Genomic DNA, 16,707 nt, shown 5'->3' on the forward strand with positions numbered 1-16,707 from the left:
GTCAGGTCGGGTGCACACGGTTCAGGTCGGACCGCGTCCGGGTACGGCTCAGGCCGCGCCGCGCTGGAGCGCCTCGCAGACGGCCGTCGACTCGCGGACACCGAGCTCGATCGCGCGCCCGCAGTGCGCGATCCAGGCCGCCATCCCCTCCGGGGTGCCGGATACGTACCCCTCGAAGGCCGCCAGATACGCCTCGCGCCCCTGTTCCGCGTGTCCGGCCTCCGCCGGGCAGATCGCCTTCGGGTCGAGACCGCTGTTGATCAGCACGATGCGCTCGGCGGCACGCGCGACCAGGCCGTTGTGGGAACCGAACGGGCGCAGGGCCAGCAGCTCTCCGTGCACGACCGCCCCCGTGATCAGGGCGGGGGCTGAGCCGCCCGCGATGATCAGGTGGGACAGGCCGTCGAGCCGGCCGGCCACCTCCTCCGCTCCGGGCAGCGGGAGGTCCACCACGGGCTCGTCCACCGTCTCACCGGCCAGTCGGGGCCGACCCACGACATCCCCCGCCTCCGTCGACCCGGAGGCGACGAGATGGAGTCGGGCCAGGACCCGGAGCGGCGATTGGCGCCAAATGCTGAGCAGTTGACCGGCCTCCGCCGTCAGACGCAGGGCGGCACCCACCGTCCGCGCCTCCACCTCCGCGCCGAAGTCGGTCCGCCGACGGACCTCCTCCAACGCCCAGTCGGCACCGGACAGCGCCGCGCTGCCCCGGGCGCCGCGCAGCGCGGCCTCCGAGGTGATCTCCGCGCTGCGGCGCCGCATCACCCGGTGTCCGTAGACCCGGTCCACTGCCTTGCGTACGGAATCCACGGACTCGGCGACACCCGGGAGCGAGCCCAGGGGCGCCAGCGGGTCAGAAGCACTACTCATAAGTAGGGAGCCTACGCACTGCTCACCCGTAGCACCGACCCCTCCTTGGAGTGGTCTTCTTCACTCACCTCGACCACCGAACGCGATCGACCCACTACCCTTGGTGAACATGAAGATCGCTTTCGTGGGAAAGGGCGGCAGCGGGAAGACCACGCTGTCCTCCCTCTTCATCCGCCACCTCGCCGCCAATGAAGCCCCCGTCGTCGCGGTGGACGCCGACATCAACCAGCACCTCGGCGCGGCCCTCGGGCTCGGCGAGGAGGAGGCCGCCGCGCTGCCCGCCCTGGGTGCGCACCTGCCCCTGATCAAGGAGTACCTGCGCGGATCCAATCCGCGCATCGCGTCCGCCGACAGCATGATCAAGACCACCCCGCCCGGCACCGGATCCCGGCTGCTGCGGATCACCGAGGACAACCCCGTCTACGAGGCCTGCGCCCACACGCTGCTGCTCGACGGGGATCCCGTCAGGTTGATGGCCACCGGGCCGTTCACCGAGGCCGATCTCGGGGTGGCCTGCTACCACTCGAAGGTCGGCGCGGTCGAGCTCTGCCTCAACCACCTGGTCGACGGGCCCGACGAGTACGTCGTCGTCGACATGACGGCCGGTTCGGACTCCTTCGCCTCGGGCATGTTCACCCGCTTCGACGTGACCTTCCTCGTCGCCGAGCCGACCCGCAAGGGAGTCTCCGTCTACCGCCAGTACAAGGAGTACGCCCGGGACTTCGGGGTCACGCTCAAGGTGGTCGGCAACAAGGTGCAGGGGCCGGAGGACATCGAGTTCCTCCAGGACGAGGTGGGCGAGGACCTGCTGGTCACCTTCGGGCACTCCGATTGGGTCCGGGCGATGGAGAAGGGCCGCCCGGCCGCCTTCGAACTGCTGGAGGCGACCAACCGGCTCGCCCTCCAGGCCCTCCAGGACGCGGCGGAGGACTCCTACGCCGGTCGGGACTGGGCCAAGTACACCGAGCAGATGGTGCACTTCCACCTGCGGAACGCGGAGAGCTGGGGCAACGCCAAGACCGGGGTCGACCTGGCGGAGCAGGTCGACCCCGGCTTCGTCCTGAACGAGGCCGTCGGTATCCGCGACGAGGTGCTGGTCAGCCCTCGTCCGACTCCGCAGCCCGCTCCTCAGCCGGCTTGACCCCGGCGGCACCCGACGGGGCGGCCGGTTGAGCCGGCGGCCCCGCGGTGAGGAACTTGTTCCAGCCCTCCTTGGGCGTCTCGCCCACGTCGAGGGTGCGCATCCACTCCAGGGCCTTGGGGTCCTGGGCGTCCAGCCAGTCGGCGAGCTCGCGGAACGGAACGCAGCGGACCTCGGGCTTGGTGCACATGCTCTTGATCGACTCCTCGATCGCGCGCATGTAGGTGCCGCCGTTCCACGACTCGAAGTGGTTGCCGATGATCAGCGGCGCGCGGTTGCCCTGGTAGACCCGGTCGAAGGCCTGGCGCAGGCCGTCGCGCATCTGGTCACCCCAGTACTGGTGTTGCGAGGGGTCGCCCTGGGACGTCGTCCCCGACTGGTTGACCATGTAGTTGTAGTCCATGCTCAGCGTGTCGAAGGCGCGGCCCGGCATCGGGACCAGTTGGAGCGGGATGTCCCAGAGCCCGTCCGTCTTCTTGGGCCAGATCTGCTTGCTGATGCCGCTGGAGTCGTAGCGGAAGCCCATGTCCTTCGCGGCCAGCATGAAGTTCTTCTGGCCTTCGAGGCAGGGGGTGCGGGCTCCGATGAGCTCCTTGTCGTAGTCGAACGGCAGGGCTTCCATGTCCCTGAGGCCCGCGTTCGTCTTCCAGTTCTTGACGAAGGACTTGGCCTGGTTGATCTCGCTCTTCCACTCCTCCACGGACCAGGTGCCGACGCCCCCCTCGGGTCCGCAGAAGTGGCCGTTGAAGTGGGTGCCGATCTCGTTGCCCTCCAGCCAGGCGGCGCGGACCTGGGTGGCGGTGTCCTTGATGCCCTGCAGGTCGCCGAAACCGATGTCGGAGCGGCCGGAGTCGTGCTGCGGGGCGGTATAGAGGGAACGTTTCTCCTCGGGCAGCAGGTACACCCCGCTGAGGAAGTAGGTCATCCGGGCGTTGTACTTCTTCCCGACCTCACGGAAGTGCGAGAAGAGCTTCTGACTGTCCTCGCCGGCCCCGTCCCACGAGAACACCACGAACTGCGGCGGCTTCTCGCCCGCCTTCAGCTTCTGCGGCTTGACCACGTTGGGCTGGGGGCCGGTGTAGGCGGTGGAGCCGTCCCCGATCGGCCGCATGACGCTGCCGGGGGCCTCCGGGGCGGCGGCGCCCTTCTTGGCGTTCGGGCCACCGGCGGGCTTCACGGCCCCGGACGTACTGCACCCGGCGGCGCCGAGCACCAAGGCCGTGGCGACCAGACCTCCGGCGATCTTCTTCGTGGCGGCGATCATCCGCACACCTCTCCCTCGCAGTTCCCGACGCAGGACTTCCGCGCCGCAACGTCCCACGGGGGCCGGTTCGAGGAAGGTATGACAAGCCGGACAAAATGCTTATTCATGCCTGAGTGCTAATTCATAGACCATTTGCCCGTATTATCACCACCTTCCCTTTACTCTCCATTACCATCCATTTACTGAGTGTTGAGACTCCCGCCGCTTCACCCCTCCCCCAGAGGAAACGGGAACCCATGACAGCCCCCACCCCAGCCGTGCCGGGCCCGGCCGCCCAGGCCGCCGCGGCACAGCACCCCACCACCACGCACACCGCCGGCGCGACGCACGCCCCCACCACGGACACGCCCCCGGCGCCCCCACCCGACACCGAGGCAGCCGAGGGCGCCGGAGGCGAGAAGGGCACCCGCGGCAGCAAGGACGCCCCGGGGTCGCCAGGAAGGCTCTCCGCGGACCTGTCGGCCTCCATCGCCGTCTTCCTGATCGCCCTGCCGCTCTCCCTCGGCATCGCGCTCGCCACCGGAGCACCCCTGCAAGCGGGACTGGTGGCCGCAGCGGTCGGCGGGATCGTGGCCGGACGGTTCGGCGGTGCCCCCCTCCAGGTGAGCGGCCCCGCGGCCGGACTCACCGTGGTGACCGCCGAGTTGATCCAGCGCTACGGATGGCGGACCACCTGCGCCATCACCGTCCTGGCCGGATGCTGCCAGCTCGGGCTCGCCGCGCTGCGGACCGCCCGCTCGGCGCTCATGGTGAGTCCGGCGATCGTGCACGGCATGCTCGCGGGCATCGGCGTGACCATCGCCCTGGCCCAGCTCCACATCGTGCTCGGCGGCACGCCGCAGAGCTCGGCAGTGGCCAACGTCCGGGGACTGCCGGCCCAGTTGGCCGACCTCCATCCGGCGGCACTCGGTGTGAGCGCGCTGACCGTGTGCGTGCTGCTCGGCTGGTCCCGGATTCCCGGGCGGGCCGGCGCGGCCCTGCGGAAGGTGCCGGCGGCCCTGGCCGCGGTCGCCACGGCGACGGCGTTCGCCGTCCTCGCGGGGCTCACCCTGCCCCGGGTCGACCTGCCCTCCTGGCGCAGCCACGCCCTGCCGGAACTGCCCGAGGGGCCGGTGCTGGGTCTGATCGCCGCCGTACTGACGATCACCCTGGTCGGCAGTGTGGAATCGCTGCTGTCCTCCGTGGCCACCGACAAGCTGATCGCCTCCGAGCGCAGCACGGAGAACCGTCCGGCCCGCGCCGACCTCGACCGCGAGCTGCGCGGTCAGGGCGCGGCGAACATCGTGTCCGGTGCGCTGGGGGGACTGCCCATCACGGGAGTCGCCGTCCGCAGCGTGGCCAACGTCAAGGCCGGTGCCGTCAGCCGCAGATCGGCCATGTTCCACGGCCTGTGGGTGATGGTCGCGGCGGGGCTGCTCGTCCCGGTCCTCGATCTGATCCCGCTCGCGGCGCTGGCCGCGTTGGTGATGGCCGTCGGGATCCAGATGGTGTCCATCACCCACCTGCGCACGGTCACCCGGCACCGCGAGGTGCTGGTCTACGCGACGACCATCGTGGCCGTGGTGCTGGGCGGGGTCCTGGAGGGGGTGGCCGTCGGCATCGCCGTCGCCATCGCACTGGCGCTGCACAGGCTCGCCCGTACCCGGATCACCCTGGAAGAGCTGGACGGCGTCCACCACGTGCAGGCGCGCGGCCAGTTGACCTTCCTCGCGGTGCCCCGGTTGAGCCGCGTGCTCAACCAGATCCCGCACAGGAGCCATGCGGTGATCGAGGTCGACGGCTCCTTCATGGACCACGCCGCCTACGAGACCCTGCACGACTGGCAGGACTCCCATCGGGCGCACGGCGGTTCGCTGAAACTCACCGGCCGCGCCGGCGCCGCGATCTCCGGGGACCACCCCGCCTCGGGGACGGGGCAGACCGGTCGGACGACCGACGGTCGGGACCGCGGCGCCGCAGTACCGCGCGGGACGCACCAGTGCTGCCGCCCTTGGACGCCCTGGCAGAACCACTGCGACCACCGGGCCGTGAGCGCGACCACCACCGGCGGCGACGGGCAGCGGGACTCCGGGGACACGGAGGCCCGTACGCCCACCGGGTCGGCCGTGATGCCGGCCTCCGCCCGGCGCCGCGGCGCGGGCCAACTGGCGAACGGGATCAGCACGTTCCAGCGGGACACCGCCCCCCACGTCCGCGACGAGCTGGCCCGGCTGGCGCGCGAGGGCCAGCAACCGTCTCAGCTGTTCCTGACCTGCGCCGACTCCCGCCTGGTGACGAGCATGATCACCGCGAGCGGTCCCGGGGACCTGTTCACCGTCCGCAACGTGGGCAACCTCGTACCGCTCCCCGGCGCCGAGGCCACCGACGACTCCGTCGCCGCCGCCATCGAGTACGCGGTGGACGTGCTCAAGGTCGACAGCATCACCGTGTGCGGGCATTCGGGCTGCGGGGCCATGCAGGCCCTGCTGAACTCCCACCCCGAGGCGCCGATGACCCCGTTGCGCCGCTGGTTGCGCCACGGTCTGCCCAGCCTGGAGCGGATGGGCAGCCGACACCACGCCTGGGCCCGGATCTCGGGGCGGCTCCCGGCCGACGCCGTGGAACAGCTGTGTCTGACCAACGTGGTGCAGCAGCTGGAGCACCTGCGGGCCCACGAATCGGTGGCCCGGCGGCTCGCCGAGGGCACGTTGGAACTGCACGGCATGTACTTCCACGTGGGCGAGGCGCAGGCGTATCTGCTGTCCGAGGGAGAGGACTTCTTCGACTGTCGGGTTTTCGACAGCGTCGGCCAGAGCGTCTGAGACGCCGCGCACCTGAACCGATACTCTCCCGGAACCGTGTAAGCGGATGGCCCTTTTCCCGCGCTCTGCGGCGGGAAGGGGCCATTCGTGCGTCGTCCTCAGCACGGGCGCAGCCGTGGTATAGGTCTAAACCAATTTTCGGCTACCCCTTGTCACCTGGGCGTCTGAACTGATGAGCTATGCCCGGGGACACAACGGACACCCTGGGAAAGGGAGATGTCGTGAGCAATGACAGCCTGGCCAATCTGCTCAAAGAGGAGCGTCGGTTCGCACCGCCCGCCGCTCTGGCCGCCGCCGCCAACGTGACCGAGGCGGCGTACGCACAGGCCGACGCGGACCGGCTGGGCTTCTGGGCCGAGCAGGCCCGGCGGCTGACCTGGGACACGGAGCCGACGGAGACGCTCGACTGGAGCAACCCGCCCTTCGCGAAGTGGTTCGCGGACGGCAAGCTCAACGTCGCGTACAACTGCGTGGACCGGCACGTCGAGGCCGGCAACGGCGAGCGCGTCGCGATCCACTTCGAGGGCGAGCCCGGCGACAGCCGCTCGATCACCTACGCCCAGCTCAAGGACGAGGTCTCGCAGGCCGCCAACGCCCTCACCGAGCTCGGCGTACGGGCCGGCGACCGGGTCGCCGTCTACCTGCCGATGATCCCCGAGGCGGTCGTAGCGATGCTCGCGTGCGCCCGCGTCGGCGCCGCCCACTCGGTGGTCTTCGGCGGCTTCTCCGCCGACGCCGTGGCCTCCCGCATCCAGGACGCCGACGCCAAGCTGGTGATCACCGCCGACGGCGGCTACCGCCGCGGCAAGCCGAGCGCGCTCAAGCCCGCCATCGACGAGGCCGTCGGCAAGTGTCCGCAGGTGGAGCACGTGCTCGTGGTGCGCCGCACCGGCCAGGACACCGCCTTCACCGAGGGCCGGGACGTCTGGTGGCACGACGTGGTCGCCCGCCAGTCGACCGAGCACACCCCGCAGGCCTTCGACGCCGAGCACCCGCTGTTCATCCTGTACACCTCGGGAACGACGGGCAAGCCGAAGGGCATCCTGCACACCTCGGGCGGCTACCTGACGCAGGCCGCGTACACGCACCACGCGGTCTTCGACCTCAAGCCGGACACCGACGTCTATTGGTGCACCGCCGACATCGGCTGGGTGACCGGCCACTCCTACATCGTCTACGGGCCGCTCGCCAACGGCGCCACCCAGGTGATGTACGAGGGCACCCCGGACACCCCCCACCAGGGTCGCTTCTGGGAGGTCGTCCAGAAGTACGGCGTCACCATCCTGTACACCGCGCCCACGGCGATCCGCACGTTCATGAAGTGGGGCGACGACATCCCCGCGAAGTTCGACCTGTCGAGCCTGCGCGTGCTGGGCTCCGTCGGCGAGCCGATCAACCCCGAGGCCTGGATCTGGTACCGCAAGCACATCGGCGGCGACCGCTGTCCGATCGTGGACACCTGGTGGCAGACCGAGACCGGCGCGATGATGATCTCCCCGCTGCCGGGCGTCACCGAGACCAAGCCGGGCTCCGCCCAGCGCGCGCTGCCGGGCATCTCGGCCACCGTCGTGGACGACGAGGCACACGAGGTCGACAACGGCGGGGGCGGCTACCTGGTCCTCACCGAGCCGTGGCCGTCGATGCTCCGCACCATCTGGGGCGACGACCAGCGCTTCATCGACACCTACTGGTCGCGCTTCGAGGGCAAGTACTTCGCGGGCGACGGCGCCAAGAAGGACGACGACGGCGACATCTGGCTCCTCGGCCGCGTCGACGACGTCATGCTGGTGTCCGGCCACAACATCTCGACGACCGAGGTCGAATCGGCCCTCGTCTCGCACCCCTCCGTCGCCGAGGCGGCCGTGGTCGGTGCGGCCGACGAGACCACCGGTCAGGCCATCGTCGCCTTCGTCATCCTGCGCGGCAGCGCCTCGGAGACGGACAGCCTCGTCGGCGAGCTGCGCAACCACGTCGGTGCCACGCTCGGCCCCATCGCGAAGCCGAAGCGGATCCTGCCGGTGCAGGAGCTCCCGAAGACCCGTTCGGGCAAGATCATGCGCCGTCTGCTGCGCGACGTGGCGGAGAACCGCGCGGTCGGTGACGTCACCACGCTGGCCGACTCCTCGGTGATGGACCTGATCCAGAACAAGCTGCCCGGCGCCTCCGACGAGGACTGACGGACAGCGGGCGGAGACACCCGGGGGCGTTCGGCGCACAGCGCGCCGGACGCCCCCCTCCCGTCTAAGGTGAAGATCACCTGATACGACCGCGCACGCCCTGTAAAGTAAGAGAAGCGTCAATATTTGACGCCCGAAAGTCTCAGGGTGCGCCGGGAAGTCTGGTCGGCAACAGCATTTGCCATGCCGTCGACCACCCGGAGGTTCCCCACCGTGGCCACCCCCACGCCCACCCGCAAGTTCCTCGGCAGGCTCTCGCTCCCCGAACAACGCTTCGTCGCGAACGCGCTGCGCACCGAAACCGTCGGTGGCGTGCTGCTCCTGGTGGCCGCGATCGCCGCCCTCATGTGGGCGAACATCCCCGGAATCTCGGACAGCTACAACAGCGTCCGCTCCTTCCACATCGGGCCTTCCGCCCTCGGCCTGGACCTCTCCCTCCAGCACTGGGCCGCTGACGGCCTGCTCGCGATCTTCTTCTTCGTCGCCGGTATCGAGCTCAAGCGCGAACTCGTCGCCGGCGACCTCAGCGACGCCAAGGCAGCGGCCCTCCCGGTGATCGCCGCCCTCTGCGGCATGGCCGTGCCCGCGCTGGTCTACGTACTCGTCAACACGCTCGGCAGCGGCTCCACGGACGGCTGGGCCGTCCCCACCGCCACCGACATCGCCTTCGCGCTCGCCGTCCTCGCGGTCATCGGCACCTCCCTGCCGTCCGCCCTGCGCGCCTTCCTGCTGACCCTCGCCGTCGTCGACGACCTCTTCGCCATCCTGATCATCGCCGTGTTCTTCACCAGCGAGATCGACTTCCTGGCCCTGGGCGGAGCCTTCGTCGGCCTCGTCCTCTTCTGGTTCCTGCTCCGCACGGGCGTCCGCGGTTGGTACGTGTACGTCCCGCTGGCCCTGGCGATCTGGGCCCTGATGTACAACAGCGGCGTCCACGCCACCATCGCGGGCGTCGCCATGGGCCTGATGCTCCGCTGCACCCGCAAGGACGGCGAGGAGCACTCCCCCGGTGAGCACATCGAACACCTGGTCCGGCCGCTGTCCGCCGGACTGGCCGTACCCCTCTTCGCCCTGTTCTCCGCCGGGGTCTCGCTCTCCGACGACGCCATCGCCCAGGTCTTCACCCGCCCCGAGACCCTGGGCGTGGTCCTCGGTCTGGTCGTCGGCAAGACGGTCGGCATCTTCGGCGGCACCTGGCTGGCCGCCCGCTTCACCAAGGCCGAGCTGAACGAGGACCTGGCCTGGCCCGACGTCTTCGCCGTGGCCTCGCTGGCCGGCATCGGGTTCACCGTGTCCCTGCTGATCGGCGAACTCGCCTTCCCCGGGGACGCCGTACTGATGGACGAGGTCAAGGCCGCGGTCCTCATCGGCTCCCTCATCGCCGCGATCGTGGCGAGCGTCCTGCTGAAGATGCGCGACCGCAAGTACCGGGCCCTGACCGAGGCCGAGGAGCTCGACGAGGACCTCGACGGCATCCCGGACATCTACGAACAGGACAAGCCGGACTACCACCTGCGGATGGCGAAGATCTACGAGGAGAAGGCCGCCGAGCACCGCCGCAGGGCCTTCGAGGCCGCTCCGACGGACTCCGAAGCGGCGGGCGGGTCCAGCACGCGCGGCGACCGTCCGGCATGATCTGTCTGACGACGGAGGACAGCCGCCGGAAGCAGACGACAGAGGGAGACAGAGATGAGCGCAGTGGAGGACCAGGGGACCCCGGGAGCCGAGCGCACGCTCGGCCAGCTGGTCGCCTCGGCCACCGCCGAGATGTCCGCCCTGGTGCACGACGAGATCGCCCTCGCGAAGGTGGAGATCAAGCAGGACGTCAAGCGCGCGGGCATCGGCAGCGGCGCGGCGATCGTCGCGGGAGTGCTGCTGCTCTTCTCCCTCCCGGTGGCGAGTTTCGCCGCGGCGTACGGCATCCACAACCTCGGGCTGGGCCTCGCCTGGTCCTTCCTGATCGTCTTCGGCGCGTTCGTGCTGCTCGCGGCGCTGGTCGGGCTGGTGGCCATGAGGATGCTCAAGAAGATCAAGCCGCCGGTGAAGACCATCGACTCCGTCAAGCAGACCGCCGCCCTCGTCGGTACCGTCAAGCCGCACCCGCGCCCGGTCAGTGACAACGTCGTGGGTGTGGCACGCTCGACCTCATGACAGCCCCCTCGCCCGACGCCGGTACCCCGCCCACCGCCGCCACGGCGGTCCGGCTCGACCTGCCCGACGGACGGCCGGTGACGCACCGGGACGTCGCGGCGAACGGTGCGAGGTTCCACGTCGCGGAGGTCGGTGACGGCCCGCTGGTCCTCCTGCTGCACGGGTTCCCGCAGTTCTGGTGGACGTGGCGGCACCAGCTGAGCGCCCTCGCCGACGCCGGGTACCGCGCGGTCGCCATGGACCTGCGCGGTGTCGGCGGCAGCGACCGCACCCCGCGCGGCTACGACCCGGCGAACCTCGCGCTCGACATCACCGGCGTCGTCCGCTCCCTCGGCGAACCGGATGCCGCGCTCGTCGGGCACGACCTGGGGGGCTACCTCGCCTGGACGGCGGCCGTGATGCGGCCCAAGCTGGTGCGCCGGCTGGTGGTCTCCTCGATGCCGCACCCGCGCCGCTGGCGCTCGGCGATGCTGGCCGACTTCGGGCAGACCCGGGCGAGCTCGCACATCTGGGGCTTCCAGCGCCCGTTCATCCCCGAGCGGCAGCTCGTCGCCGACGAAGGCGCCCTCGTCGGCCAGCTGATCCGCGACTGGTCCGGCCCGCGCTTCCAGGGGGACGGCGCCGACGAGGAGGCCCTCGCCGTGTACCGGCGGGCGATGTGCATCCCCTCGACGGCCCACTGCTCGATCGAGCCGTACCGGTGGATGATGCGGTCGATGGCCCGTCCGGACGGACTGCAGTTCAACCGGCGGATGAAGAGGCCGGTACGGGTACCGACCCTGCACCTGCACGGCTCGCTCGACCCCGTGATGCGCACGCGCAGCGCGGCCGGGTCCGGCGAGTACGTCGAAGCCCCCTACCGCTGGCGGCTGTTCGACGGACTCGGGCACTTCCCGCACGAGGAGGACCCCGTGGCCTTCTCGACCGAGCTCGTGAACTGGCTGGGCGACCCCGAACCCGACCGCTGATCGACGAGCCCGCGCACCGGCCTTCGGGACGGCGCCCCTTGACGGAGCGTCGGGCGCCGGTGACGGACCGACAGCCGATTCGTATGCCTGTCTTACGAGCATTCAATTGCCCGCCGCATAGGCCAATTGGCCGCCCCGGACGGGATTACCGACCTTGGGGCCCGGGCACAGCTCGTTGTATGGGCTGGACGCACGACTACGGTGACACCGCACGAGAACGCCGCTCGGCCGCAGCGCCGGGCGATCACGACAGGACCGGCCGGGACCTTCACGACCCCCGGCTCGGAATCCCACGCATCCTGCGCCGCCGGGCCCGCTGGGTCTCGGCCAGGCTGCGCCACCCGCGCATGTAGGAACGGCGCCGGGACACCGCGAAACCAGCAGGGGCACCGCGCTCAGCGGTGCCCCCTCACGCGTCCTCACAGGTCGGACGACGGTTGCTACAGGGCGCAGCCCTGGCTGTCGGCCCGGCGTTCGGCCGTCCTGCCGATGCGGATGTCGTCGCGGATCTCGTCCGCCGTCAGCGCGTACCCGGTGTTCGGGTCGTCGAGCGACTTCGCGAAGACGACCCCGTACACCTTGCCGTCGGGCGTGAGCAGCGGGCCGCCGGAGTTGCCCTGGCGCACGGTCGCGTAGAGCGAGTAGACGTCGCGCTGGACGGTGCCCCGGTGGTAGATGTCCGGGCCGTTGGCGTTGATCCGACCACGGACACGGGCCGCGCGGACGTCGTAGGCGCCGTTCTCCGGGAAGCCGGCGACGATGGCGTCGCTGCCGCTCGCCGCGTCCTTGTCGGCGAACTCCAGTACCGGCGCCTTCAGCTTGGGCACGTCCAGGACGGCGATGTCACGCTCCCAGTCGTAGAGCACGACCTTGCCGTCGTAGAGCTTGCCCTCGCCGCCGACCTGGACGGTCGGCTCGCCGACGCCGCCGACGACGTGCGCGTTCGTCATCACCTTGCCGGGGGCGAAGACGAAGCCGGTGCCCTCCAGGACCTTGCTGCAACTGGGCGCGGTTCCGACGACCTTCACGATCGAGAGCTTCGCCTGCTCGGCCACGCCACTGCTGGCCAGGTCCGGGTCGGGCGCCTTGACCTCGGTGATCGGCTCGTTCGAGAACGGGCTGAAGACCTGTGGGAAGCCGTTGCGGGCGAGGGTGGTGCTGAAGTCCGAGAACCAGGTGTTCGCCTGGGCGGGGAGCACCTCCGAAACGCCGAGGAGGATCTTGGAGTTGCGGACCTCCTTGCCCAGCGTGGGCAGCGAGGTGCCCGCGAGCAGCAACCCGATCAGCCAGGCCACCAGCAGCATCGCGACGACGTTGACCAGCGCGCCGCCGGTCGCGTCGACGGCGCGGGCCGGTGACCAGGTGATGTGGCGTCTGAGTCGGTTTCCGAGATGGGTGGTCAGGGCCTGGCCGATGGAGGCACAGATGATGATCACGACGACGGCGATGACGACGACGGTCGTGGTCACCTGACTGCCGTTGTCGGTCACCCGGTCCCAGATCAGGGGCAGCAGGGACACGGCGATGAGGCCACCGCCGAGGAAGCCGATCACCGACAGGATGCCGACGACGAACCCCTGGCGGTAGCCGACGATCGCGAACCACACGGCGGCGAGCAGCAACAGGATGTCCAGCACGTTCACGTGGGCCACCGTCTCATGCACGCCAGTCGAGCGGGACGTGACGTGAGCGGTCCCACGGCAGCTCCCAACCCGCGAAGTGCAGGATCCGGTCGATCACCCCGGCCGTGAAGCCCCAGACCAGGGCCGATTCCACCTGGAACGCGGGGCCTTGGTAGCCGCCGGGATGGACCACGGTGACCCGGTGCTCGGGGTCCGTGAGATCCGCCACGGGAACCGTGAAGACCCGGGCGGTCTCCGCCGGGTCCACCGCGCCGACCGGGGAGGGCTCCCGCCACCAACCCAGTACCGGGCTCACCACGAACTCGCTGACCGGGATGTAGAGCCGGGGCAGCACACCGAAGAGCTGGACCCCGGACGGATCGAGGCCGGTCTCCTCGACGGCCTCGCGCAGCGCGGCGCGCAGCGGGCCCGTGGTGTGGGGGTCGCCGTCCTCCGGGTCCAGGGCGCCGCCCGGGAAGGAGAGCTGCCCGGCGTGCGAGCGCAGCGTGCCGGCGCGTTCCTGGAGCAGCAGCTCCGGGCCGCGCGGGCCCTCCCCGAAGAGGATGAGCACGGCGGACTGGCGGCCCCCGCCGTCCTCGGGCGGCAGGAAGCGGCTGAGCTGGCGAGGCCGCACGGTCCGGGCCGCCGCCACCACGGGGTCGAGCCAGGCGGGCAGGCCGGTCGTCGTGAGGGTCAGGCCCTCGCGGGCGGCCGGGGCCGCCGTGGTCTCGTCCCGTGTCCCGCGCGTCATAGGCACCCCTGTCCGTGTTCTCCCACACCGCTGAACGCGGTCCGGGTACCGATTCGTTCCGCGACACCCCGTACGGCGGTACGGGGGCCGACGGTGCTCCCGCCGGCTCCGTACCCCTCACACCGCCGCTCAGGCCTCCGTACGGGCCCCCAGCGGCGGGGCCGGGAGGCCCGGGTAGTCCGGGGGCGGGGTCAGGCGCTGGCCGGGTTGGCCGCCCTTCTCGTACTTCAGCAGCTTCTCGGCCTTCTCCGGGTCCGTTTCACCCTCTCCGTACGAGGGGCAGAGCGGGGCGATGGGGCAGGCGCCGCAGGCGGGCCTGCGGGAGTGGCAGATGCGGCGGCCGTGGAAGACGACGCGGTGCGACAGCATCGTCCACTCGCTCTTGGGGAAGATCGCGCAGATCTCGGCCTCGACCTTCTCCGGGTCCTGCTGGTCGGTCCACCGGAAGCGGCGCACCAGCCGTCCGAAGTGGGTGTCGACGGTGATGCCGGGAACCCCGAAGGCGTTGCCGAGGACGACGTTCGCCGTCTTGCGACCGACTCCGGGAAGGGTGACGAGGTCTTCGAGGCGGCCGGGCACCTCGCCGCCGAAGTTGTCCCGCAGGGCCTGGGAGAGGCCGAGGAGGGACTTCGACTTCGCCCGGAAAAACCCGGTCGGCCGGATGATCTCCTCCAGGTCCTCGGGGGCGGCGGCGGCCATGTCCTCGGGCGTGGGGTAGGCGGCGAAGAGGGCCGGTGTCGTCTGGTTCACCCGGAGGTCGGTGGTCTGCGCGGACAGCACGGTGGCGACCAGGAGCTCGAACGGGTTCCGGAAGTCGAGCTCCGGATGGGCGTACGGGTACACCTCGGCCAGTTCCCGGTTGATGCGGCGGGCCCGGCGGACCATCGCCAGATGGGATTCCGGCTTCGCGGCGGCCACCGGCTTCGGTTTCTTGGCCGAAGCTTTGCCCTGGGGGGCGGTCGGAGCCTTCCTGGGCGGCGCCACGGGGGCCTGTTCGCCCACGGCTGAATTTTGGGTCCCCGTCACTCGTGCGGACCCCTTGGCCTGTGCTCTCACCGGCTTATTGGACACCCGGCCAGCCTAAGGGCGGCCGCCGACACCCGCCCGGACCTCAGGTAACACCACTCCGTTTGGTCCCTCGCCGCACAGCACGCCCGTCCGTCCGGCATCCTTGTGATTGATCGCACTGTTTGAGCCGTCCGGCAAAATGGGGAGCGGTCCCCAGGCTGGTCGACATAGGAGAGAGACTCGTGGACGACGTTCTGCGGCGCGCCCCGCTCTTCGCGGCGCTCGATGACGAGCAGGCCGCGGAGCTCCGCGCCTCCATGGGCGAGGTGACCCTCGCACGCGGTGACGCCCTGTTCCACGAGGGCGACCCCGGTGACCGGCTGTACGTGGTGACCGAGGGCAAGGTGAAGCTCCACCGCACCTCCCCCGACGGCCGCGAGAACATGCTGGCCGTCCTCGGCCCCGGCGAGCTGATCGGCGAGCTGTCGCTCTTCGACCCGGGCCCGCGCACCGCCACCGCCACCGCGCTGACCGAGGTCAAGCTCCTCGGCCTCGGCCACGGTGACCTCCAGCCCTGGCTGAACGCCCGGCCCGAGGTCGCGACCGCGCTGCTGCGCGCCGTCGCACGCCGCCTGCGCAAGACCAACGACCAGATGTCCGACCTGGTCTTCTCCGATGTTCCCGGCCGCGTGGCCCGGGCGCTCCTGGACCTGTCGCGCCGCTTCGGCGTGCAGTCCGAGGAGGGCATCCACGTCGTCCACGACCTGACGCAGGAAGAGCTCGCACAGCTCGTCGGCGCCTCCCGCGAGACCGTGAACAAGGCCCTGGCCGACTTCGCGGGCCGCGGCTGGCTCCGCCTGGAGGCCCGCGCCGTGATCCTGCTGGACGTGGAGCGGCTCGCCAAGCGTTCGCGCTGACGCACCGCGCGCCGCACACCGCGGCAGTCGTCGTGAAGGGGTCCTGCCCGGCCGGGCGGGGCCCCTTCACGCGTCCGGGCGTGGGGAGTGGCGCGCGAGCGGTTCCGGAAGGGCTCGGCGGGCGCCGGCCGAGGGAAGGGCGGAGCGGGGTCATGGAGCACAGAGGTCTGGACGCGGACGGGTACTTCGAGCGGGAGGGCTCGCTGGGTCGGGTGCAGCCGGAGTTCACCGACCTCGTCGCGACCGCCCGAGGCCGGATCTCCGAGGCGTACGGGCGCAGGCTGCACAGCGCCTACCTCTACGGGTCCGTGCCGCGCGGCACGGCCCGACCGGGGCGCTCGGACCTCGACCTGTTGATCGCCCTGCACCGGGAGCCGACCGACGAGGACCGGGGCACGGCCGAGGTCCTGGGGCGCGGGCTCGACGATGAGTTCGGCGAGGTCGAAGGCGTCGGCATCCTGCTGTTCGGCAAGGACCGGCTGCTGAGCGAGCGGGAACGCCACGACCTGGGATGGTTCCTCGCCTGCCTGTGCACCCCACTGCTCGGGGCGGACCTGGCCGAGCACCTGCCCCGGTACCGTCCGGACGCCCTGCTGGCCCGCGAGCTGAACGGCGATCTGGCCACCCTGCTCCCCCAATGGCGCAAGCGGGCCGAGGCCGCCGCCACGCCCGCCGAATACCGCAGGATGAATCGTTTCTTCTCCCGGCACCTGGTGCGTACCGCGTTCACCCTGGTGATGCCCCGGTGGGGTGGCTGGAGCAGCGACCTGCGCGAGTCCGCGGAGATTTTCGGCCACTACTACCCCGAGCGCGCCGCACAGCTGCGGGAGGCGGCCGAGGTGGCCCTGGAGCCCGTCGGGGACCCGGCCGTGGCACGCCGGTACGTGGAGGACCTCGGCCCGTGGCTCGCGGACGAGTACACGGCCCGGCTCGGCACGAAGTCGCCCCGCCCCTGAGGCATGGCGGGCGTAGGGCGTGCGCGGCAGGAGGTCGGGGCGTCGGGCACGTGCGGCACGGGATCGGGGCGTAGGGCGGGC

13 protein-coding genes are annotated in these 16,707 nt (G+C 70.8%); 8 read left to right on the forward strand and 5 right to left on the reverse strand.

Annotation, left to right across the window (positions count from 1 at the left end; all coding sequences use genetic code 11):
* Nucleotides 1-48: 48 nt before the first annotated feature.
* Nucleotides 49-870: a Fic family protein gene (locus tag ACZ58N_RS17500; protein ID WP_471160226.1), complete on the reverse strand. Its 822-nt coding sequence runs from the start codon at nt 868-870 to the stop codon at nt 49-51.
* Nucleotides 871-979: 109 nt separating this feature from the next.
* Between ACZ58N_RS17500 and ACZ58N_RS17505 the strand changes: the two genes are divergently transcribed.
* A complete protein-coding gene (locus tag ACZ58N_RS17505) occupies nt 980-2,011 on the forward strand; it encodes an ATP-binding protein (protein WP_471160228.1) in 1,032 nt (343 codons plus the stop codon).
* Here ACZ58N_RS17505 and ACZ58N_RS17510 read toward each other — a convergent pair.
* Entirely contained in the window at nt 1,968-3,275 is a 1,308-nt protein-coding gene (locus ACZ58N_RS17510) for a polysaccharide deacetylase family protein (RefSeq protein WP_471160231.1), read from the reverse strand. The two genes, ACZ58N_RS17505 and ACZ58N_RS17510, sit on opposite strands and share 44 nt — an antisense overlap.
* A gap of 236 nt (nt 3,276-3,511) precedes the next feature.
* Here ACZ58N_RS17510 and ACZ58N_RS17515 point away from each other — a divergent pair, with 236 nt between their 5' ends.
* The 5 genes from ACZ58N_RS17515 to ACZ58N_RS17535 all read left to right on the forward strand — a co-directional run bounded on the left by ACZ58N_RS17515 (nt 3,512) and on the right by ACZ58N_RS17535 (nt 11,372).
* Nucleotides 3,512-6,076: a SulP family inorganic anion transporter gene (locus ACZ58N_RS17515; protein ID WP_471160233.1), complete on the forward strand. Its 2,565-nt coding sequence runs from the start codon at nt 3,512-3,514 to the stop codon at nt 6,074-6,076.
* Between the two features lie 179 nt (nt 6,077-6,255).
* Entirely contained in the window at nt 6,256-8,253 is a 1,998-nt protein-coding gene (gene acs / locus ACZ58N_RS17520) for an acetate--CoA ligase (RefSeq protein WP_471160236.1), read from the forward strand.
* Between the two features lie 213 nt (nt 8,254-8,466).
* Nucleotides 8,467-9,888: a Na+/H+ antiporter NhaA gene (nhaA, locus tag ACZ58N_RS17525; protein ID WP_471160238.1), complete on the forward strand. Its 1,422-nt coding sequence runs from the start codon at nt 8,467-8,469 to the stop codon at nt 9,886-9,888.
* 54 nt (nt 9,889-9,942) lie between these two features.
* Nucleotides 9,943-10,404, forward strand: coding sequence for a phage holin family protein (locus ACZ58N_RS17530; RefSeq protein ID WP_471160240.1), 462 nt, complete (start codon nt 9,943-9,945; stop codon nt 10,402-10,404).
* Nucleotides 10,401-11,372, forward strand: a complete 972-nt coding sequence (locus ACZ58N_RS17535) for an alpha/beta fold hydrolase (protein WP_471160242.1) — start codon at nt 10,401-10,403, stop codon at nt 11,370-11,372. The genes ACZ58N_RS17530 and ACZ58N_RS17535 overlap by 4 nt, the downstream gene beginning before the upstream one ends.
* A 440-nt stretch (nt 11,373-11,812) precedes the next feature.
* Here ACZ58N_RS17535 and ACZ58N_RS17540 read toward each other — a convergent pair whose 3' ends face one another.
* From ACZ58N_RS17540 to nth, 3 genes are all read right to left on the reverse strand, one after another.
* Nucleotides 11,813-13,015: a MarP family serine protease gene (locus tag ACZ58N_RS17540; protein ID WP_471160244.1), complete on the reverse strand. Its 1,203-nt coding sequence runs from the start codon at nt 13,013-13,015 to the stop codon at nt 11,813-11,815.
* Between the two features lie 13 nt (nt 13,016-13,028).
* Complete coding sequence (locus tag ACZ58N_RS17545) at nt 13,029-13,745, reverse strand: NUDIX hydrolase (protein ID WP_471160247.1); 717 nt, start codon at nt 13,743-13,745, stop codon at nt 13,029-13,031.
* A 129-nt stretch (nt 13,746-13,874) separates the two neighbouring features.
* Nucleotides 13,875-14,747 (reverse strand): endonuclease III, encoded by an 873-nt coding sequence (nth, locus tag ACZ58N_RS17550; RefSeq protein ID WP_471160250.1) that lies wholly within the window; start codon nt 14,745-14,747, stop codon nt 13,875-13,877.
* A 248-nt stretch (nt 14,748-14,995) separates the two neighbouring features.
* Between nth and ACZ58N_RS17555 the strand changes: the two genes are divergently transcribed.
* Both ACZ58N_RS17555 and ACZ58N_RS17560 read left to right on the forward strand, forming a co-directional pair.
* Nucleotides 14,996-15,670, forward strand: coding sequence for a Crp/Fnr family transcriptional regulator (locus ACZ58N_RS17555; protein ID WP_003981529.1), 675 nt, complete (start codon nt 14,996-14,998; stop codon nt 15,668-15,670).
* A 152-nt stretch (nt 15,671-15,822) separates the two neighbouring features.
* Nucleotides 15,823-16,626: a nucleotidyltransferase domain-containing protein gene (locus ACZ58N_RS17560; RefSeq protein ID WP_471160251.1), complete on the forward strand. Its 804-nt coding sequence runs from the start codon at nt 15,823-15,825 to the stop codon at nt 16,624-16,626.
* Nucleotides 16,627-16,707: the final 81 nt, after the last annotated feature.

This window comes from Streptomyces sp. NPDC040432 (assembly GCF_055595445.1).

What these genes read in the sequence shown, in the direction of transcription:
- ACZ58N_RS17530 (WP_471160240.1), top strand. Translation starts at nt 9,943, where the DNA reads ATGAGCGCAGTGGAGGACCAGGGGACCCCGGGAGCCGAGCGCACGCTC.
- ACZ58N_RS17535 (WP_471160242.1), top strand. Translation starts at nt 10,401, where the DNA reads ATGACAGCCCCCTCGCCCGACGCCGGTACCCCGCCCACCGCCGCCACG.
- ACZ58N_RS17505 (WP_471160228.1), top strand. Translation starts at nt 980, where the DNA reads ATGAAGATCGCTTTCGTGGGAAAGGGCGGCAGCGGGAAGACCACGCTG.
- ACZ58N_RS17545 (WP_471160247.1), bottom strand. Translation starts at nt 13,745, where the DNA reads ATGACGCGCGGGACACGGGACGAGACCACGGCGGCCCCGGCCGCCCGC.
- acs (WP_471160236.1), top strand. Translation starts at nt 6,256, where the DNA reads ATGCCCGGGGACACAACGGACACCCTGGGAAAGGGAGATGTCGTGAGC.
- ACZ58N_RS17500 (WP_471160226.1), bottom strand. Translation starts at nt 870, where the DNA reads ATGAGTAGTGCTTCTGACCCGCTGGCGCCCCTGGGCTCGCTCCCGGGT.
- ACZ58N_RS17560 (WP_471160251.1), top strand. Translation starts at nt 15,823, where the DNA reads ATGGAGCACAGAGGTCTGGACGCGGACGGGTACTTCGAGCGGGAGGGC.
- ACZ58N_RS17515 (WP_471160233.1), top strand. Translation starts at nt 3,512, where the DNA reads ATGACAGCCCCCACCCCAGCCGTGCCGGGCCCGGCCGCCCAGGCCGCC.
- ACZ58N_RS17510 (WP_471160231.1), bottom strand. Translation starts at nt 3,275, where the DNA reads ATGATCGCCGCCACGAAGAAGATCGCCGGAGGTCTGGTCGCCACGGCC.